Annotated in this window: 20 protein-coding genes and 1 tRNA gene; 18 read left to right on the plus strand and 3 right to left on the minus strand. The window is 39.7% G+C overall.

Going from position 1 to position 20,404, the window contains the following annotated elements:
- Positions 1-220 precede the first annotated feature (220 nt).
- On the minus strand, positions 221-1,819 hold the full coding sequence (locus M0R79_RS03250; RefSeq protein WP_248416458.1) for a peptide ABC transporter substrate-binding protein: 1,599 nt from the start codon (positions 1,817-1,819) through the stop codon (positions 221-223).
- 12 nt (positions 1,820-1,831) lie between these two features.
- Positions 1,832-2,905, minus strand: coding sequence for a M42 family metallopeptidase (locus tag M0R79_RS03255; RefSeq protein ID WP_248416457.1), 1,074 nt, complete (start codon positions 2,903-2,905; stop codon positions 1,832-1,834).
- Between the two features lie 140 nt (positions 2,906-3,045).
- On the opposite strand from M0R79_RS03255, the gene M0R79_RS03260 reads away from it, so the two are divergent.
- On the plus strand, positions 3,046-3,924 hold the full coding sequence (locus tag M0R79_RS03260) for an MBL fold metallo-hydrolase (RefSeq protein ID WP_248416456.1): 879 nt from the start codon (positions 3,046-3,048) through the stop codon (positions 3,922-3,924).
- A gap of 258 nt (positions 3,925-4,182) precedes the next feature.
- Here M0R79_RS03260 and M0R79_RS03265 read toward each other — a convergent pair.
- A tRNA-Arg gene (locus M0R79_RS03265) sits at positions 4,183-4,256 on the minus strand.
- A gap of 330 nt (positions 4,257-4,586) precedes the next feature.
- Between M0R79_RS03265 and M0R79_RS03270 the strand changes: the two genes are divergently transcribed.
- The 17 genes from M0R79_RS03270 to epsC all read left to right on the plus strand — a co-directional run bounded on the left by M0R79_RS03270 (position 4,587) and on the right by epsC (position 20,062).
- Entirely contained in the window at positions 4,587-5,264 is a 678-nt protein-coding gene (locus M0R79_RS03270) for an ABC transporter ATP-binding protein (protein ID WP_248416455.1), read from the plus strand.
- Entirely contained in the window at positions 5,254-6,024 is a 771-nt protein-coding gene (locus tag M0R79_RS03275; protein ID WP_248416454.1) for an ABC transporter permease, read from the plus strand. Before M0R79_RS03270 ends, M0R79_RS03275 begins: the two co-directional genes overlap by 11 nt.
- A 77-nt stretch (positions 6,025-6,101) precedes the next feature.
- Positions 6,102-6,329, plus strand: coding sequence for an acyl carrier protein (locus tag M0R79_RS03280; RefSeq protein WP_092570355.1), 228 nt, complete (start codon positions 6,102-6,104; stop codon positions 6,327-6,329).
- 311 nt (positions 6,330-6,640) lie between these two features.
- Positions 6,641-7,741 (plus strand): pyruvate dehydrogenase (acetyl-transferring) E1 component subunit alpha, encoded by a 1,101-nt coding sequence (gene pdhA, locus M0R79_RS03285; RefSeq protein ID WP_248416453.1) that lies wholly within the window; start codon positions 6,641-6,643, stop codon positions 7,739-7,741.
- A 1-nt stretch (position 7,742) separates the two neighbouring features.
- Positions 7,743-8,720: an alpha-ketoacid dehydrogenase subunit beta gene (locus tag M0R79_RS03290; RefSeq protein WP_248416451.1), complete on the plus strand. Its 978-nt coding sequence runs from the start codon at positions 7,743-7,745 to the stop codon at positions 8,718-8,720.
- 42 nt (positions 8,721-8,762) lie between these two features.
- A complete protein-coding gene (locus M0R79_RS03295; RefSeq protein ID WP_248416448.1) occupies positions 8,763-10,394 on the plus strand; it encodes a 2-oxo acid dehydrogenase subunit E2 in 1,632 nt (543 codons plus the stop codon).
- A gap of 12 nt (positions 10,395-10,406) precedes the next feature.
- Positions 10,407-11,816, plus strand: a complete 1,410-nt coding sequence (gene lpdA / locus M0R79_RS03300) for a dihydrolipoyl dehydrogenase (protein WP_248416446.1) — start codon at positions 10,407-10,409, stop codon at positions 11,814-11,816.
- A gap of 519 nt (positions 11,817-12,335) precedes the next feature.
- Positions 12,336-13,085 carry a F0F1 ATP synthase subunit A gene (gene atpB / locus M0R79_RS03305; protein WP_092570345.1) on the plus strand — a complete coding sequence of 250 codons (750 nt, stop codon included), beginning with the start codon at positions 12,336-12,338 and terminating at the stop codon, positions 13,083-13,085.
- A gap of 20 nt (positions 13,086-13,105) precedes the next feature.
- Positions 13,106-13,318, plus strand: a complete 213-nt coding sequence (gene atpE / locus M0R79_RS03310) for a F0F1 ATP synthase subunit C (RefSeq protein WP_092570343.1) — start codon at positions 13,106-13,108, stop codon at positions 13,316-13,318.
- 27 nt (positions 13,319-13,345) lie between these two features.
- Complete coding sequence (gene atpF / locus M0R79_RS03315; RefSeq protein WP_092570341.1) at positions 13,346-13,849, plus strand: F0F1 ATP synthase subunit B; 504 nt, start codon at positions 13,346-13,348, stop codon at positions 13,847-13,849.
- A complete protein-coding gene (locus M0R79_RS03320; RefSeq protein WP_248416445.1) occupies positions 13,846-14,148 on the plus strand; it encodes a F0F1 ATP synthase subunit delta in 303 nt (100 codons plus the stop codon). The genes atpF and M0R79_RS03320 overlap by 4 nt, the downstream gene beginning before the upstream one ends.
- 11 nt (positions 14,149-14,159) lie before the next feature.
- Positions 14,160-15,671: a F0F1 ATP synthase subunit alpha gene (atpA, locus tag M0R79_RS03325; RefSeq protein WP_248416443.1), complete on the plus strand. Its 1,512-nt coding sequence runs from the start codon at positions 14,160-14,162 to the stop codon at positions 15,669-15,671.
- 11 nt (positions 15,672-15,682) lie between these two features.
- The gene (gene atpG, locus M0R79_RS03330; RefSeq protein ID WP_248416441.1) at positions 15,683-16,597 is read left to right on the plus strand and encodes an ATP synthase F1 subunit gamma; all 915 of its coding nucleotides are present in this window, start codon (positions 15,683-15,685) and stop codon (positions 16,595-16,597) included.
- An 18-nt stretch (positions 16,598-16,615) separates the two neighbouring features.
- Positions 16,616-18,067, plus strand: a complete 1,452-nt coding sequence (atpD, locus tag M0R79_RS03335) for a F0F1 ATP synthase subunit beta (protein WP_248416439.1) — start codon at positions 16,616-16,618, stop codon at positions 18,065-18,067.
- Entirely contained in the window at positions 18,067-18,507 is a 441-nt protein-coding gene (atpC, locus tag M0R79_RS03340; RefSeq protein ID WP_092570329.1) for an ATP synthase F1 subunit epsilon, read from the plus strand. Before atpD ends, atpC begins: the two co-directional genes overlap by 1 nt.
- 123 nt (positions 18,508-18,630) lie before the next feature.
- Positions 18,631-19,545, plus strand: a complete 915-nt coding sequence (gene cysK / locus M0R79_RS03345; protein WP_248416437.1) for a cysteine synthase A — start codon at positions 18,631-18,633, stop codon at positions 19,543-19,545.
- Positions 19,532-20,062, plus strand: coding sequence for a serine O-acetyltransferase EpsC (gene epsC, locus M0R79_RS03350; protein ID WP_248416435.1), 531 nt, complete (start codon positions 19,532-19,534; stop codon positions 20,060-20,062). Before cysK ends, epsC begins: the two co-directional genes overlap by 14 nt.
- Positions 20,063-20,404: the final 342 nt, after the last annotated feature.

Here is a 20,404-nt window from a genome sequence, read left to right on the forward strand (position 1 = left end):
CAGAGTGAGTGAATTGCTTACTCTGGTTTTTTATATGAGAAAGGAAACTTTTCCTTCGTGAACTTTTAACTAACTCGCTTCTTAACATAAAATGAAAACCCGAATCACTGAACACCATCTAGAGGCTTCAGTGATTCAGGTTAGTACTGCCCAGAAAAAGGGAAAGTTAACAAATGAATATAAATTAGCAAGTCAGTTGATAAAAGTCTTAGACGAGGAGCTATTTAAGATCGACGTATTTTAAGTTATATCTTCCAATGGCATCGGGTTTCATATTCATTAGATTGTCTTTCTGAACAAAGATTGACTCGTTATAGTAAATCGGAATGACCGGCATATCTTCCATCATGATTGCTTCAGCTTCTTTAAGTATTTCGGTACGTTTAGCAGGGTCAAGTTCCAAGCGAGCTTGATTTAATTTTTCTTTAAAATCATTATTCTCCCAACCGGTTGAATTATTTGGGGTATCAGCTGTTTTGTACATTTCTAGAAATGAAGCAGCGTCATTATAGTCACCCGACCAACCCATGCGACCGATTTGGTAATCAAGCGTATCAATCTTATCCAAGTAGACCTGCCATTCAGTGTTATCAATTTCTGTTTGAATACCGAGTTCTTGTTTCCAAGTTTCTTGAATAAATTGAGCGATGGCTGAATGGGCTTCAGAAGTATTAATGGAAATTTTTAAATTTAATTCTTCAGGACTTTTCATGCCTAATTCTTCTAGCCCTTTGTTGAGATATTCTTTAGCCTGTTTGAAATCAGCATCTTTAAGATATTGACGATCTTCTTCAAATCCTGGAATCGTTGCAGGAACTAAGCCGAGGGCTGGTTGATTATTTCCGTAAGTGATATTTTCGATGAGCGCTTGACGGTTAATGGCAAGTGCCAGGGCTTTACGAATATTTACGTTGGCAATCACTGGGTCAGTAGTATTGAGTTTGTACCAGTAAATTCCTGAGAAAGCTTTTTTGTTAAGAATACCTTGGTCTTTAAAAATAGGAACAGAATCTAAAGAAATACTGCCATAAGGGGCTCCTAAGAAATCGATCGAACCTGCTTGAAACTCAGAGGAGGCCGTGGCTTCGGATTCGATGATTTTAACATTGACTTGATCTAAGTGAACTTGATCTTTATCCCAATAAGTCGATGATTTTTCTAGAGTATAATCGCTTTGGTGATTCCATTGGCTTAAGACAAAGGGGCCATTAGTAACATAATCTGGACCTGCTTCTAAAGCCCAGTCAGGATTAGCTTCCACTACTTTTTGATTGACGGGTGCGAAAGCATAATGATTGATTAATTCAAGGAAGTAAGCCACCGGACTATTTAAAGTTACCTCAAGCGTATTATCGTCTAAGGCTTTAATAGCAACGTTTTCGACTTTTCCTTGACCAGTGTTGAATGCTTCAGCCCCTTGAATGTCGTAATACAAGTTAGCTCGCGGCGAAGCAGTATCAGGGTTTAGCATGCGTTTCCAAGCAAATTCAAAGTCACGCGCTGTCACTGGATCGCCATTTGACCATTGGGCTTCTTTTCTTAAGTGAAAGACATAGACCAGACCGTCTTCTGAAATTTCCCAAGATTCGGCCACACCTGGAACAACTTCTTGATCGGGTGTGATCTCAGTAAGATTCTCGAAAACATTATCGATAATTGATCCCGAAGTCGTATCCGTCGACAAGCTTGGATCAATCGTCGGCGGTTCGGCACTGGTCGCTAAATTTAAGACCTTACCTTCAGCAAAGCTAGTCAGCGGAGAAAGTATCAGGCTAGTTAATAGTGCGATGAGGCTGATAATTTTACTAATTTTTTTCATGGCAGTTCCTTTCTATATTGCATGGTAAATTTCTGGAGTCAATTCTGCTAAGAGAGTTAAGACGAGTTCCTTGGCGGCCAAATAGTCTTGGTAAGCGACGTAGCCATAATGAGTGTGGGCATAACGGACCGGAATACCGACGACGATTGTTGGGATTCCTTTGCTGGCGATATGATAGACTTCCCCGTTGGTGCCTCCACCTTTACGGACAGAACGTTGGACAGGAATTTGATGTTTCTGGGCTAAATTTAAAGCATAGCCCTGAAAACCAGGGTGGGTAATCATCGAAACATCAAAATCTCGGAGCATGGGTCCCTTATTTAAGGCCGATTGGATTTTATAGTCGGGAGTAAAGGTATCATCCGCAGGACAGCCTTCGAAGACAATCGCTAAATCTGCATCTATTTGATTGGCAACGACTTGGGCCCCTCGAGCACCCACTTCTTCCTGTGTGGTCAAGACGGCTTCTACTTGAACTTTATGGGATTCATTTTTAGCTAAGAATGTTTTGTAAGTATCCAATAAGCAAGCGCAACCAATCCGACAATCGAATGCCTTACCTCTGAATAGTTTGCCCTCACGCATTGATTTAAATTGAACATCGGGAACGATCGGATCACCAATTTGGATGCCTAATTTTTGTGTTTCTTCTTTAGAAGATGTGCCCACATCAATCAAAATGTCATCCATCTGCAAGACTTGATGACGTTCTTTGGCCGATAGAAAGTGGGGTGGAATGGAAGCTGTTAATTCGGAGATTTTTTGACCGGTTTCTGTTCGAATGATGACTGGATGAGCGGGGACATTATGACTGACCCAGCCACCGACGGGAAGAAATTCAATCATGCCATTGGGTTGAATGGCCTGAACAATAAAACCTACTTCATCTAGATGGGCATCTAACAACACCTTGACTTTTGACGAGTTGTTTTTTTCTTCCTCTTTTGAGAAATATAGATTCCCCATTTTATCTTCTTGCACCTTAGCAATCGATTGTAGATAATTCTGGGCAATGCTAGCAACTTCATCCTCAAAACCTGAAACCCCGAAAGCATTGGACAGTTGTTCAATTAATTCGACCGACATCTCCTCACTCCTTGTTATCATTTTAATCTAATGATACTCATAATATTCTAATTGTCAAATCGTTTTCTAAGCAAAGAACTTGAGCAATAAAATCATTACACATATACTATAAATGATAAAAATAATAATGGGGGATAAGCATGAACACGTTTGAATTTCACGATATGACTTTAACTTTTTTGGAAGGGAACCAGACACTGATCGATGGGGGTAAATATTTTGGACCCGTGCCTCGCGTGGTTTGGGGGAGAAAGATGCCTTATGATGAGAAGAACCGGGTTTCTCAAACCGTAGACCCAATCTTGATTCAATACAAAGACCACAACATCTTGGTCGATGCGGGTCATGGGAATAGTAAATTGACAGCTAAACAAATTCGAAATGAAGAAATTTATTCGGAGAATTTTACCTTAGATAGCCTAAAGAAATTGGGACTTACAGGAGAAGATATTGATATCATCCTAGTGACCCATATGCATAATGACCATATCGGTGGCTTAAGTCGTAAAACAGAATCAGGAGATATTGTTAAGAATTATCCCAATGCCAAAATTTATATTAACGATATCGAGTGGAAGGAAGCGACGGAGCCAAATAAACGCACCCAAGGAACATATTTGAAAGATAATTGGCAACCTATTGAAGACCAAGTCATCTTATTTAATGACTCGATTAAAATAATGGAAAATATAGAAATGCATCACATGGGTGGCCATTCAAATGGTATCTCAAATATTATTCTGAGCCAGAATGATGAAAAAATGATTCATGTTTCTGATAATTTTATTACGCACTGGCATAATAACCCTCTATATGTCACTGGTATCGACGATTATCCGATGGATACCATTGCTGCAAAAGAGAAATGGTTAACCGAAGCCTTTGAAAAAGGCTATTATTTCTTCTTCTACCATGATCCTTATTATACAGTGATTCAGTATGAACCCGATGGCAAAACCATGCGCTATTCACAACGGCGAGAGAAAGAAGCGCTAGTGCCATGGGATGGGGAAGAGTAGGGGTCTCTTTTTAAATATTTTTTGCACAAGTATCTGCTGGCAAAGCCGCGGATACTTTTTTTCTTTTTTTTAAATTGATTGGAGCATCGAAGTTACTAAAATTTAAGTTAAAAAAATAGACTAGCCTATGCTAGTCCTTTCCATTCGTCTGTAGGGGGGTTAAAATTTTACGCCATATCAAATTAAATCAAGTTTTCATGAAAGCATTGTATTATCAAAGTTTATCGAGTACTTTGATACCTATTAAAAAGTTACTTATATTCCAGGAGGGATTCGAACCCCCGACCGTTCGCTTAGAAGGCGAATGCTCTATCCAGCTGAGCTACTGGAACAACAGACTGATAAATATAATTACTCACCAGACAATATTTATATATTAGCACAGAATCTACTGTTGAAGCAAGGATAATTTCTAGCTGTATCATAAAAAATTCTAGAGTTGTCAAACATATGTTACAAATATAGAAAACTTCTGATGCTGGCCGAGCATATCATTCAATCATCTTTTTCCTGGGGACGCTCAAGGAGGAAAACTATAACATAGAAATTTTTGATATTTTACAATTAATTCATCAACTTCCTCATATCTCTAAAGCAAGAAAAAATATTTCGATCTAATCTATGTTATAATGATTATAAACTAAAGATATGGAGGGATCGTTTTGTCGGCGTTAATCGAAGTCAATCAATTAAATATAAAGTCGAAAGAGAAACATATTATTCAAGATTTCTCGTTAGAATTACAATCAGGCGAGTTTGTGGCCATCACAGGACCTTCAGGTTCAGGAAAGAGTACTATTTTGAAGTTTTTGGCCCAACTCTTGGATCCTAATTTAAATTGTTCTGGCCAATACACTTTTGAAGGCAAAAAAGTTAACGACATGGACCCCATCGAATTAAGAAAACAAGTCTCATATTGTTTTCAGTCACCAAATTTGTTTGGTGAGAGCGTGCGCGATAATTTATCGTTTCCTTATGATATCCGTAATCAAGAATTTAATGAGGATAAAGCACGAGAGTTACTAGACAAGATGCAATTGCCAACTTCTTACTTAGATAAATCGATTCATGAATTATCAGGCGGAGAGAAGCAGCGAGTAGCTTTAATCCGTAATTTATTATTTGAACCTAAAGTTTTGTTGCTAGACGAAGTCACCAGTGCTTTAGATGTAAATACACGAGAGAAAATTTGGCAAGGCTTATCTCATTTACGTCAAGAGAAAGATATTGCCCTGGTCATGGTAAGTCACCATGAAAGTGAACAAGATCTTGCCGACCGTCGTCTTGAATTGTCAGCGACTAAAGAACTTGATAAGGAGGAAAAAGATAGTGAACAATAATTTACATGCGACACCATTATCTGTTGCTTTAAGTTTCGCTCTAGTTTTATTAACCCTGTTTGTTTCTTATCGTGAAAAGTTAAAATTAGAGAAAGATATTATTATCTCGGTTGTGCGAATGATTGTCCAACTGATTGTCATTGGTTTAATTTTGCAATGGATTTTTAGAGTGAATAATGTATGGCTTACCCTGATTATGGTATTGGTGATGATTGTCAACGCAGCTTGGAATGCCGGTAAACGGGGCAAAGGGATAGAAAATTCCTTTATCTATTCTTTAATTGCTATCAGTTTATCCTCTTTCATCGCTTTATCTGTTATGGTAGGGTCTGGCACTTTGGAATTTACCCCTGCCCAAATTATTCCAGTGAATGGGATGATCATCGGAACTACTATGCAGAAATGTGGCATGGTCTTTAATTATATGCGTCAAATCTTTAAGGATCGTCAACAACAAATTAATGAGATGTTGGCTCTGGGAGCGAATGCTAAGCAAGCCTCAAAAGAAGTTATTAAGATTGTGATTAATGATACCATGCAACCAACATTAGACAGTATTAAGACCACAGGTTTGGTAACTTTACCTGGCCTAATGGCCGGTCTAATGTTTGCCGGGGTAGATCCAGCGAAAGCAATCTTATATCAAATTGTGATTATGTTTATGATGCTATCTTCTACAGCTATTGGAGCTTACACTATCGCTTACCTGACCTATAGCTCTTTCTTTACCAAGCGCTTACAACTTAAAATGACTCGCTAATTTCATTCTTTATGTTTGACATCATAGACCGGCTTAGATAAGCTATGAAAGAAGAATAGCTTAAGCGGAGGGATACTATGATTTTTGATAAAATAAAAGAAATTATTGTCGATCAATTAGAAGTTGATGCGGATAAAATTACGATGGATACCAATTTCCAGAAAGACTTAGAAGCAGATAGCTTAGATGTCTTTCAAATTGTTAGTGAAATCGAGGACTCTTTGAATGTGGAAATTGATACGGATGAAGATTTAGCTACCGTGGCCGATCTTGTGCATTATATTGAACAACAATTGAATAAATAATTTAAATGGGATGGCGAGAGCCATCTTATTTTTTTGACTTTGTGCAGTAATGTTCACCTTGGATTTAACAGGGGAAGTCTGTACTAATACAAACAAACCGTTTTGTTATAGCAATTAATAATATTACAAAACTCATAAATAATTAAAACAAAACAGTTCTAATGTATTAGTTAACAACTGAGCAATATAGAACTTGATATCACACTGTTTATTTCTTGTCAAAGCGAATCAATCGTGGTAAATTATATATAATAATGATACAGAATTTTCCAACTGTTTCAATTGGCAAAATGATAAGGAGTGAATAAGTTATGGTAAACAAGCAGACTTTCGAACAATTGTTAGATCCAAATAACTTTAATTTTGAGACTGTTCAAGTATTAAATGAAGAAGGAAAAATTGTTAATGAAGATCTGATGCCGGAACTAACGGACGAAGAATTAGTAACTTTAATGGAAGACATGGTTTGGGAACGAGAATGGTACAATCGTACTAAAGCTTTTTCACGTCAAGGTCGTTTAGGTTTTGTGGGTCCAACTGAAGGACAAGAAGCTTCACAAATGGCAACAATTTCAGCTATGGAACCTCAAGACCGGATCTTACCTGGTTATCGCGACATTCCTCAGTTAGTAAAAAAAGGAATGCCTTATAAGAATGCATTTCTTTGGTCTAAAGGACATGTAGCTGGCTCAATGTATCCTGAAGATTTTCATGCTTATCCTCCACAAATTATTATCGGTGCTCAGTTTGTTCAAGCTGCTGGAGTTGGTTTAGGAATTAAGAAGAAGAAAGAAGACGCTGTTGTTATTACCTATACCGGTGACGGTGGATCTTCTCAAGGAGATACTTATGAAGGAATGAACTTTGCGGGAGCTTTCAAATCTCCGGTAATTTTTGTGATTCAAAATAATGGTTGGGCGATCTCAACGCCACGCGAACGTCAAACGGCTGCGCCAACGTTAGCTCAAAAAGCAGTCGCCGCTGGGATTCCTGGCATTCAAGTAGATGGGATGGATGCTTTAGCCATCTATGCAGTGACCAAAGCTGCACGTGCTTATGCCGCAGCAGGCAACGGTCCAGTACTCATTGAAACCTTAACCTATCGCTACGGTCCACATTCTCTATCCGGTGATGATCCAAAACGTTATCAACCTGAAGGGGTTCAAGAAACATGGCGTCAACGTGACCCGCTAAACCGTATGCGCATTTATTTAACTGAAAAAGGTCTCTGGTCTGAAGAAAAAGAAGAAGCCATTGTAAATCAAACTAAAGAGCTGGCCAAAGAAGCCATTAAAGAAGCAGATGCCACACCAAAACAAAAAGTTTCTGATTTCTTAAAGAATATGTTTGAAACACCAGATACCATTATTCAAGAACAAATTGAACATTTCGAAGCAAAGGAGCGTAATTAAGATGACTCAAATGACCATGATACAAGCTATCACTCAGGCTTTAGACCTTGAATTAGCTAAAGATGACAAGACATTAATCTTTGGCGAAGACGTTGGTAAGAACGGTGGAGTATTCCGTGCTACTGAAGGATTATTTGATAAATATGGGGAAGACCGAGTGATCGATACGCCACTTGCTGAGTCTGGAATTGGTGGTATGGCAATGGGCTTAGCTTTGGAAGGCTTCCGTCCTATTATGGAAATTCAATTCTTCGGTTTCGTCTTCGAAACACTGGATTCTATTGTGGGTCAAATGGCAAGAACACGCTATCGGATGGGTGGTAAACGAAATATGCCAGTGACCATTCGCTCACCATTTGGAGGTGGTGTAGCCACTCCAGAGATGCATGCCGATTCATTGGAAGGCTTAATTGCCCAATCACCCGGCATTAAAGTTGTCGTCCCTTCAAACCCATACGATGCCAAAGGATTATTAATTTCAGCCATTCGTGATAATGATCCGGTGGTTTTCTTAGAACATATGAAACTTTATCGTTCTTTCCGTGCCGAAGTGCCTGAAGAAGAATATACTGTACCGCTTGGCAAAGCTAATATTGTCCGCGAAGGAACCGATGTTTCAATTATTGCCTATGGCGCGATGGTTCAGGAAGCTGAGAAAGCGGCTGACGCCTTAGCAGAAGAAGGAATTTCAGCAGAGGTGGTTGATTTACGAACCGTTTATCCTTTAGATATTGAGACTTTAGTTCAAACCACTGAGAAAACAGGTCGGGTGGTGATGGTTCAAGAAGCTCAACGACAAGCTGGAGTTGGAGAAAAGGTAATTTCTGAAATTTCCCAACGCGCAGTCCTATCGCTTAAAGCTCCGATTGCTTTTGTGTCTGCACCAAATACGATTTATCCATTTGGTATGGCTGAAAAAGATTGGCTACCGAACGCTCAAGATATTATTGAAAAAGTTAAAGAAACGACAGATTTCTAGATTCGGATTTCGACACGTAAAGATATGAAAGGATGAAAATTAATGGCTTATAAATTTACCTTGCCAGAACTTGGCGAAGGCATCCATGAAGGCGAAGTTGTAGCATGGCATGTCCAAGAAGGTGACACGATTAAGGAAGATGATATCCTAGTTGAGATTCAAAATGATAAAGCCGTCGAAGAAATTCCTTCACCCGTTGAAGGTGTGATTCGGAAAATTCATGTCACTGAAGGGACTGTGGCCGTAGTCGGTGATGTTTTGGTAGAAATTGATGTGGAAGGGGAAGAAACATCAGTTGATGCTGTAGAAGAACAAGTTGAATCGACACCAGCCTCACCAGCTAAAGTTCCAGTGGCTGAAGCAGGGAATGGTTCTGCTCGCTTTGCTTTTGCAATGCCTGAATTGGGGGAAGGCATTCATGAAGGAGAAATTGCAGCTTGGAAAGTGAATGAAGGGGATCAAGTTAGTGAAGACCAAGTTTTATTAGAAATTCAAAATGATAAAGCTGTTGAAGAAATTCCTTCACCATTTACCGGAACGATTCTAAAGATTAATTTCGCTGAGGGGGATGTCGCTAAAGTCGGTGACAGCCTGTTTGAATTCGAATCAGATTCCTATGAAGGAAGTGCAGAACAGATCACGAGCGAAAGCTCAGTGGCAGAACAAACCGAAGCGCCAGTTGAAAAAGTTACTGAAACAGCTGCAGCCAAGTCAACACCTGCTGGTCATGTTCTAGCCATGCCTTCCGTTCGCAAGTTGGCTCGGGAGAAAGGCATTGATATCAATACTGTCACACCAACAGGAAAAGGTGGCCGGGTCACAGCAGAAGATATCAATAATTATGGTTCAGCTAAGAAACCTGCTCAAGGAAAAGTGGCTCCTCGGGTGCCTCGGGTTGATCAAGAAAACTTACAAAGTGGAAGTCAAGCTCAAGAAACAGCCAAGAAACATTCACCAGCAGTGAATGAAGAACGTGTGACTCGTGTGCCAATGACACCTATGCGTAAAGCTATTTCTAAAGCGATGGTAAATTCGGCAACGACCATTCCATCCGTATCTCACTTTGATGAAATTGAAGTGAGCAAGCTATGGGATCATCGCAAGAAATTTAAGACAGTGGCAGCTGAACGTGATATTAAATTAACATTCTTACCATATGTCGTGAAAGCTCTCATCGTGGCTGCTAAGAAATATCCGATCATCAATGCCAGTCTCGATGAAGCTAGCAATGAACTCATTATGAAAGACTACTTCAATATTGGTATTGCTACCGATACTGAAGCTGGGTTATTTGTACCTGTGATTAAGGACGCAGATCGTAAATCAATCTTCGAAATCGCTCAAGAAATCTCTGAACTCGCTCAGAAAGCCCATGAAGGAAAACTTGCTGCGGCTGACATGCGCGATGGCAGTGTATCGATCTCTAATCTAGGATCAGCTGGCGGTAAATGGTTTACACCAATCATTAACCATCCTGAAGTCTTTATCTTAGGGTTTGGTTCGATTGTCCAACAACCAATTGTTAATGAAGAAGGAGAACTTGCAGTTGGTCGTGTTGTTAAGCTTTCCTTAACCTTTGACCATCGTGTAATGGATGGTGCGACAGCTCAGAATGCCATGAACGAGATTAAGAAATATTTAGCCGACCCAGAATTGCTATTAATGGAAGGATAAGGTGAATAAATAATGGTAGTTGGAGATTTTGCCGTAGAACTAGATACAGTAGTGATTGGTTCTGGACCTGGGGGATATGTAGCTGCGATTCGAGCTTCCCAATTAGGTCAAAAAGTAGCCATTATTGAACGCGATGCCATTGGTGGAACTTGTTTAAATGTCGGTTGTATTCCTTCTAAGGCATTAATTAATGCGGGGCATGTCTACCATAATGCTAAACACGGAGATTTCTTCGGAGTTCATACACAAGATATTACCGTTGATTTCAAACGGACTCAACAATGGAAAGACCAAGAAGTTGTCGGTAAATTAACCGGTGGCGTTTCGATGCTTCTTAAGAAGAATAAGGTCGAAATTCTTAAAGGGGAAGCATTCTTCGTTGATGACCACACCTTACGCGTAATCCACGAAGAAGCTGCAGAAACCTACTCCTTTAAACATGCCATTATCGCTACAGGATCTAGACCGATTGAGATTCCAGGTTTCAAATTCTCAGATAGAGTCCTTGATTCTACCGGGGCTCTTGCCTTAACTGAAATTCCTAAGGAAATGGTGGTTATCGGTGGTGGCTATATCGGTTCTGAACTGGCAGGAGCTTTCGCTAATTTTGGTACAAAAATTACAATATTAGAAGGTTCTGCTCAGATTATTCCAAACTTCGAGAAAGATATGGTCAAATTAGTTGAAAATGAGTTCAAAAATAAGGGCGTTGATATCATTACCAACGCGATGGCTAAAGAAGCAGTCATTAATGGTGATCGGGTGAGTGTGACTTATGAAGTTGGCGGGAAAACTCATACTGTCGAAGCAGATTACTGCTTGGTAACCGTAGGGCGCCGTCCTAATACTGACGAGATGGGCTTAGAACAAGCTGGCGTGAAAGTTGGCGCTCGAGGTCTAATTGAAGTCGATCAACAAGGTCGGACTAATGTAGAGAACATTTTTGCGATTGGGGATGCGGTTCCTGGTCCCGCTTTAGCCCACAAAGCTTCTTATGAAGCCAAAGTGGCGGCAGCAGCTATCGCTGGAGATCAAGCCAGTGTGGTAGACTATATTGCCTTACCAGCGGTCTGCTTCACCGATCCAGAATTAGCTTCAGTAGGCCATACGCTCGCTTCAGCTAAAGAAGCTGGTTTGAAGGTCAAAGCTGCTAAATTCCCATTCGGAGCCAATGGCCGAGCTCTGTCATTAAATGCGACAGATGGCTTCGTTCGCTTAATTAGCACGGAAGAAGATCATATCTTAGTTGGAGCCCAAGTTGCGGGAGCTAATGCTTCTGATGTGATTGCTGAATTAACCTTAGCCATTGAATCTGGTATGAATGCTGAAGATATTGCTTTAACCATTCATTCACATCCATCTTTAGCTGAAGTGACGATGGATGCTGCTGAACTTGCTTTAGGCATGCCAATTCATTTATAAGATACTTGGAAACATCCAGTTATTTCATTACTAGCTAATGCTTGGATGCTGGTATCAAATTTACTTGTCTGTCTTTGAATAAGTTTATGTTATCTAAAAATTAATAATCCGAATATTTACTTGTTTAAGTCGTAGATTCATCGATTTTGCATGGGAGTTTAACCCTCTCAACTACGTTGAATGGCTTGAAACCTCTCTAAGGGTCTCCGCTCCAATGAGGAGATCTTGCTTCAAGTAAATATTCGGTTTATTTTTGTGTTTAACTTTATTATATATACTAATATTGTGTAGAAATATTTGTTAGACCATTCGTCTGTTCAAGGAATCATTGCTAGGAATAAGGGGTTATGCTTGTTAACAAAGTAACTAGAATGGACATAAATCTTATTAAACCCTATAATGAAGTTAGGTCTAAAATTTATTCAAAAACTTTTTGACAATACAGGGTGAAAGAGTAGAATAGACTGCGTGGGCTTTGAGCAATCAGGTCCAAATCTTAGATAGAAAGAGGAGAGCGAAGTGGAAGAGACAAAGATCATAAATTTGTTTGGCATTGATATGAGCTTCAACGTTCTTGTCTCCTTAATCGTTACTGTCGTTATTGTATTTATTCTATGTATCTTAATGACTCGTAATTTGTCGGTCGATAAACCATCGCGACCACAGGTGATTTTGGAGTCATTAATTGACTTTATCAAGGGGATTATTCATGACACGATTGAAGGGTCCTACCAGGATGCCTATATTATTATTTCCTTGGCCTTATTTTTGTTCTTGTTAGTGGCAAATTTCTTGGGCCTACCTTTTATCGTCCATATTCATGAGCAATCCTACTGGAAGAGTCCAACCGCAGATGCCGTCGTTGCTCTTTCATTGGCGGTCATAATGAACCTGATTTCCCATATTTTAGGGATGCGGGCTCAAGGGGTTGGCAAGTACTGGGTCAACACTTACCTTAAGCCAAATATTGTATTGATGCCAGTCAAGATTGTTGAAGAAGTCATTAATATCTTTACCCTAGCTTTAAGGTTATTTGGGAATATCTTTGCGGGTGAAGTTTTACTGAATCTGATTTCTTCTGTTGGGAATAAATTTGGTCTAGCAACCTGGCTAGTTGGCATTCCATTGCAGATGATTTGGCAAGCTTTCTCGTTATTTATTGGCTGTATCCAGGCTTATATCTTTGTCACTCTGTCATTAGTTTATTTGTCACATAAAGTAGAAATTCCGTTACCAACCAGTAAGAAACAAAAAAATAAAATTCAATAGAAATCAAAGGAGAATGAAATATGAATGGATTAGCTGCTGCGATTGCAATTGCCCTTGCTGCCTTTGGAGCCGCCATTGGGAATGGTTTGGTTATCTCTAAGGCCATTGAATCAATGGCGCGTCAACCAGAAATGGAAAACAAAATTAGAACCACTATGTTCCTTGGGGTAGGGTTAATCGAAGCAATCCCAATCATGGCTGTGGTTATTGCATTTATTTTGGTCTTCAGATAATAAAATAAGAAATGGAGTGAATTAATTATGTCAGCTATATTGGGATCGACCCCGATAGGGACAATATTAATGACTTTAATTTCATTTATTTTAGTTATTTATATTGTGTATAAATTTGCGTGGCTACCGATTGATAAGATTTTGAAAGAACGTCAAGATCAAATTACTAAAGATATCAATGAAGCTCACCAATTAAAAGAAAATAGTCAGAAAGAAATTCAAGACTCTAAAGTAGAAGTTGAAAAAGCTCTTAGCCAAGCTCAAGAATTAGTAAAGAATGCGAAGGCTCATGGTCAAGAAATGGCGGATAAAGTCATTGAAGAAGCAAATGTTAAAGCAGAAGGACTGATTGAAAAGACCAACGCCGACTTGAATCGTCAACGGCGTCAGTTCCATCATGAAATGGAAGAAAGTGTGATTAATATTTCAGTCATGATGGCCCAAAAGGTTCTTCAACGTGAAATCACAGAAGCTGACCATCGCGAATATATCCATGAATTCATCAATAGATTGGATGCTGAGTTCAAATGAGATCAAGTATCAAGAAGAAAGTTAAACAACATCAAGATGTCCTGACCATACGTTCTGCAGTTCCGCTCTTAGAAGAAGAACGTCAACAAATTATTCAAATTGTTTCAAAAAATACGGATAAAAACTACGATAAAATTGTATCCATTATCGACCCACGTTTAATTTGTGGAGTCAGTGTGAAATCTGATTCGATTGGATTTGAATACAGTGGTCGTCGAATTATTAATGAAATGGTTGACGAAATCAAACAAAGTAAGGAAATCAGTGCGATGGTTGACGAAATCTCCAGTCAATCCTAGGAGGCATACAAATGGATATAAAATCTTTTGAAAAGAATATTTTAGATAAAATCGACCAGTTCGATGTCGAGGCTGAAGTTGAGAACATAGGAACGATCGTCTCTGTTGGGGATGGGATTTCGAATGTGACTGGCTTAAATCGTGCGCGTTACGGAGAAATGGTCGAATTTTCTAATGGAACGATTGGTATGGTTCAAAACTTAGAATCCGATCATGTTGGAATTATTATGTTTGGAAATTATGACGATCTTGGTGAAGGTGACGTCGTCTACCAAACCGAAAAAATGATGGAAGTGCCGGTGGGTGAAGAACTATTAGGTAGAGTCATCAATCCGCTGGGTCAGCCAATTGACGGTTTGGGTCCGATTCATACCCAAAAGACGCGGCCGGTTGAAGCTGAAGCCCCTGGAATCATGGAACGCAAATCAGTCGATCGCCCCTTGCAGACAGGAATTAAAGCGGTTGATGCCCTGGTTCCGATTGGAAAGGGTCAACGGGAATTAATTATTGGTGACCGTAAGACTGGGAAGACGACCATCGCTGTAGATACCATTTTGAATCAAAAAGGAAAAGACGTTATCTGTATTTATGTGGCAATTGGCCAAAAAGCTTCAACAGTTAAAAATATTGTAGCAACTTTAAGTCGGTATGAAGCTTTAGATTATACCATTGTGATGTCTGCTTCCGCTTCACAAGCAGCCTCTTTATTATATCTTGCCCCTTATGCGGCGACGGCGATGGCTGAAGAATTCATGTATAATGGCCGTGATGTATTGATTGTTTATGATGATTTATCAAAACAAGCGACTGCTTATCGTGAAATGAGTTTATTATTGAAACGTCCGCCAGGTCGAGAAGCATATCCTGGGGATATTTTTTATTTACACTCTCGCTTATTAGAACGATCTGCTCAATTAAGTGACGAATTAGGTGGAGGGTCCCTAACTGCCTTACCGATTATTGAAACTCTAGCTGGAGACATTTCAGCTTATATACCTACCAACGTTATTTCGATTACCGATGGTCAAATATTCTTAGAAAGCGATTTGTTCTTCTCTCGGGTCTTACCTGCGATTAATGCAGGGCTCTCAGTGTCTCGGGTGGGGGGATCTGCCCAAGTTCCAGCCATGAAGAAAGTTGCAGGAACCTTACGGATTGACTTAGCAAGTTACCGTGAACTTGCCGCTTTTAGCCAATTTGGTTCTGATTTGGATGATGATACCCAACGCGCCCTAAACCATGGAGAGAAAACCGTCGAAATTCTAAAACAAGCAGCTCACCATCCAATCGCCGTAGGTAAGCAAGTGATTCTGATCTATGCTTTGACCCATCAATTTATGGTTGAGCTCAAAAGTGAACAAGTAAAATTATATGAAGAAAAATTGTATGAATATCTAGACACTAATTATTCTGACCTTGTTAAACAAATCGAAATCGATGGAAAATTACCGGATGCAGAAATCCTAAATCAATTGTTATCCAATTTTAATGAATGGTTTAAAGTAGAAAGTCAACGAGGATAGAGGATGATTGCATGTCATTATTTCAAATTAAAAAACAGATTGATTCGATAAATAAAACCAAACAAATTACCAATGCAATGCGTCTAGTTTCCACTTCTAAATATAATCGGATGGTTCAAGAGGCTAAGAATTATGATTTATATAGTTTAATGGTGCGTAAGTTGGTTTATCATATTATTTCGCGTAATATCCCTCGTTTTGTAAATACGGATCTTCAAAGTAATATTGGACTCGATCCAATTGATTACCACCATATGTTAGTTCAAAGACCTGTGGTTAAGACTGCTTACTTGGTAATTAGTTCGGACAAAGGTTTAGCCGGCGATTATAACTCTTCCTTGATTAAGAAATTCGATCAATATCTAAAGACTCATCATGAGGATTTTTCTGAGATCGTCGTACTGGGAATTGGGGATCCGATTATCAAGTATTGCAAAGCAAATGGCATCACAATGACTTTTGAAACGCATAATATCTCTGACTATCCAACCTTTACTGAAGTCCAAAAAGTGATTAAAGAAGCTATCGAGGGTTACAATAATAAAACTTATGACGCTTTGAAAGTGGCTTATAATCACTCTGAAAATATTATGCAGACCCAATTACGCTTAGAAACTATTCTTCCCTTAGGAAATATTGAATTCCCTGAGGACAGTGCTAATGAAGATATTGATTATATTATTGAACCGGATCCAGAAGTGGTTCTGGATGAGCTATTGGTTAAATTCGTTGAAAGTCAAATTTATGGAGCCATTATTGATGCCAAAACCGCTGAGCAAGCTAGTCGGATGCAAGCCATGAACCAAGCTACCCAGAATGCTGAGGATTTAATTTTTAATTTGAAGAAGCAATACAATCAACAGCGTCAATTAAGAATCACTAATGAGATCTTAGACATTATCAATGGATCGGCAGCACAGCAATAAGTGAAAGAAGGCTAAAGAATGAGAATTGGACATATCGAACAAATTATGGGGCCGGTAATCGATGTGAATTTCCCGGTGGAAGGAGGGTTCCCCGATATTCACAATGCCCTAGTAGTCTATCCAGACTTAAATGATCAAGAATTAACTGAAGAGAATATGGCCCAAGCTCACTCTATTGTGTTAGAGGTAGCTTTAGATATGGGCGATGGCTTAGTTCGAACAATTGCCATGGAAGCCACCGAAGGATTAGCTCGGGGGATGGTTGTGGTTGATTTAGATCGAACCATAGAAGTTCCTGTGGGTCGCAAAACTTTGGGGCGGGTCTTCAACGTATTAGGAGATACTATCGATGGATTGGAAGATCTAGAAGAACCTGTTCAAAGACAATCGATTTATCGGGCTGCTCCCACCTATGAAGATTTAACCAATGATTATCAAATCCTTGAGACCGGTATTAAAGTCATTGACCTACTTGCTCCATATTTAAAAGGGGGTAAAATTGGCCTCTTTGGTGGAGCCGGTGTCGGTAAAACTGTACTGATTCAAGAGCTGATTCACAATATCTCCGAACAACTGGGCGGGATTTCAGTCTTTACTGGTGTTGGAGAACGGACACGTGAAGGAAATGACTTAGTCTATGAAATGCGCGAATCTGGAGTAGATAAAAATACTGCCTTAGTATTTGGTCAGATGAATGAACCGCCTGGGGCGCGGATGCGTACTGTTCTTACAGGTTTAACAATGGCAGAGTATTTCCGTGACACCATGAAACAAGACGTCTTACTCTTTGTAGACAATATCTTCCGGTTCACTCAAGCAGGTTCTGAAGTATCCGCCTTATTGGGACGGATGCCTTCAGCAGTAGGTTATCAACCGACGCTAATGACTGAGATGGGCTCAATGCAAGAACGGATTGCATCTACTTTAGATGGATCTATTACTTCGATTCAAGCCGTCTACGTGCCAGCAGATGACTATACGGACCCTGCTCCAGCAACGACCTTTACCCACTTGGATGCGACGACTAACCTCGATCGTAAATTAACTGAGCAAGGAATTTACCCAGCGGTGAATCCTTTAGACTCTACTTCTATAGCCTTATCAGAAGAGATTGTGGGAGAGCGTCATTATCGTATCGCTCGTTCAGTTCAAGCAACCTTGCAACGTTATAAAGAATTGCAAGATATTATTGCTATCCTCGGGGTCAATGAATTGAGTGATGAAGAACAGATTATCGTTAAAAGAGCTCGACGGATTCAACTTTTCTTATCACAAAACTTCCATGTGGCAGAATCCTTTACGGGTATTCCTGGTTCCTTTGTGAAAGTATCGCAAACACTTGATGGATTCGAAGGCATTCTACAAGGTAAGTACGATAACTATCCTGAAGAAGCTTTCCGAAATGTCGGCCCGATTGAGGATGTGATTGCTAAAGCCCAATCAATGACGGATAAAGGGAGCGATAGCTGATGACTGAGACGAAGAAACGCTTCATGCGTTGTGAAATTATTACCCCCCAAGGGTTAATTTATTCTCATCGGGTCAAAAGTATCTCCCTCCAATCGCAAAACTCCGGTATGACCTTACTTTATAATCACATGCCGATTGTTACAACGGTTGATATCGGAGTGATAAAAGTGATTCGGGTGACCGATGATAAGGAATTACCAAATTATATCGCCGTTAACGGGGGTGTGCTAGAAATGCACGATAATGTGTGTACCATTGTCGCTACCTATGCCATCAGAGCGCGCGATATTGATGATGGGGCTGTATTGATTGAGAAGCAAGAAGCTGAAGCTGCAGCAGCTGCAGCATTGAGTCGTAAAGATGTCGTAGCTTACAAGCGGGCTCAACTCAGTCTGAAACGCGCTTTGAATATGCTCGAAGTCAGCAAGTTAAAACCCTAAAAATTTTCCTTATTAGTCTAGTTTGTTTCATTGGCTAATAAGGAATTTTTTGCTTATAATGTTACTTATTAACTTATCGTATTAAGTAGAATTAGAAATAATGAATAGAAGGAGCAGGATACGATGTTATACAATAATATTGTCGAAGCGATTGGAAATACTCCACTCATTAAATTAAACGGATTAGATGAAGAAATGGCCAATATCTATGTAAAATTAGAAAGCAGAAACCCAAGCGGAAGTGTTAAGGATAGACCCGTTCGTGCGATTCTTGAAAACATGTTAGAAACTAATGCGATTCAAGAAGGTGGCGTGATTGTTGAACCAACCAGTGGGAATACTGGGATTGCCTTAGCAGCAGCTGGAGCTGCCTTGGGATTAAAAGTGGTTTTAGTGATGCCTGAATCGATGAGTATTGAACGTCGCAAATTAATGACGGCTTATGGCGCTGAGATTGTTCTTACCGGAGAGGGTGGAATGGCGACTGCAGCTAAGAAAGCACAAGAAATTGCTGAAGAGCGTCAAGGTCTAATTTTTGGCCAATTTACCAATCAGCTGAACCCACAATCTCATGAAGAAACTACCGCTAAAGAGATCCTAGCCGATTTGAATCAGGTCGATGGATTCGTTGCTGGCTTTGGAACAGGGGGAACTGTCACTGGGGTCAGTAAAGTGCTTAAGGCTAATAATCCAGATACTTTAGTTTGGGCTTTAGAACCCAAGGATTCACCATTAATTAGCCAAGGAAAAGCAGGTGGCCATAAGATCCAAGGAATTGGAGCGAACTTTGTTCCTGATGTATTAAATTTAGAACATATCGACGAAGTGAAAGTGGTTGCGAATGAGGACGCGATTAATACTGCTGTAGCCACAGCCAAAGAACAAGGCATCTTGGCCGGAATTTCTTCGGGCGCTAACATCTTTATGGCGTTGCAAATGGCTAAAGAATTAGGAAAAGGAAAGAACGTAGTAACGATTGTAGCAGATACTGGTGAGCGTTACTTATCTTCAGGTATTTTCGGAAATGAAGGCGAATAAGCAGAAATGGAAGGAACTAGCTCATTATATCATGGCCAATGATCCGGCGAATCCTTCTTACCGTGAAGTGGTTCAATTATATCCAGGATTTAAAGCCATAAAAAATCATGAGCCAGCCCATCGCGCTTATTTGAAAGGACGTCACTTTCTTGCCCGCAAGCTTTCAGAACGTAATCGACATCAGACAGGCATTGAAATTCACCCAGGAGCTGAATTGGGCGATAATATCTTTATTGACCATGGTATGGGTGTTGTGATTGGTGAGACCGCGATTGTTGGTGACCGTGTTAAGATGTATCATGGGGTAACCCTAGGTGGACTTCATGGACATGCCGGTGAAAAGCGCCATCCAACTGTTGAACATGATGTCGAAATTGGAGCCCATGCGATTCTTCTTGGTGATATTACTATAGGCCACCATAGTAAAATTGGGGCTGGAGCGGTAGTCTTGGAAGATGTCCCACCTTATTCAACGGTGGTGGGGGTACCCGGTCGTGTCATTCACCGTCATAAATAAGTGAGGCCTATACTGATCAAACCCATTATGACAAACTTTGACCAAGCTCGTTTAGTGAGAGGTCATTCGTTCAATTCATAAAATATGGAATTAACTTCAAGCAAAAGCTGAATATTTACCCATCAGATGTGAAATTTATCTCGGCGTTGACTGATATTTGTCCTATCTAAGTCAATCTCGGATATATTTTCAAGAATATTACTGGTTTCTTCAAGTAATTATTATTGGGTAAATATTCAGTTTATTTTGCTTGATGAATGATTGATCGATGATGGGCAGACTCAATCATATTTTTTGTTATTTGGATTCGTTTACATTTGTCAAGACTTTTACATTCTTTTT

Source organism: Ignavigranum ruoffiae, assembly GCF_023195815.2.
Classification (GTDB): Bacteria; Bacillota; Bacilli; order Lactobacillales; family Aerococcaceae; genus Ignavigranum; species Ignavigranum ruoffiae.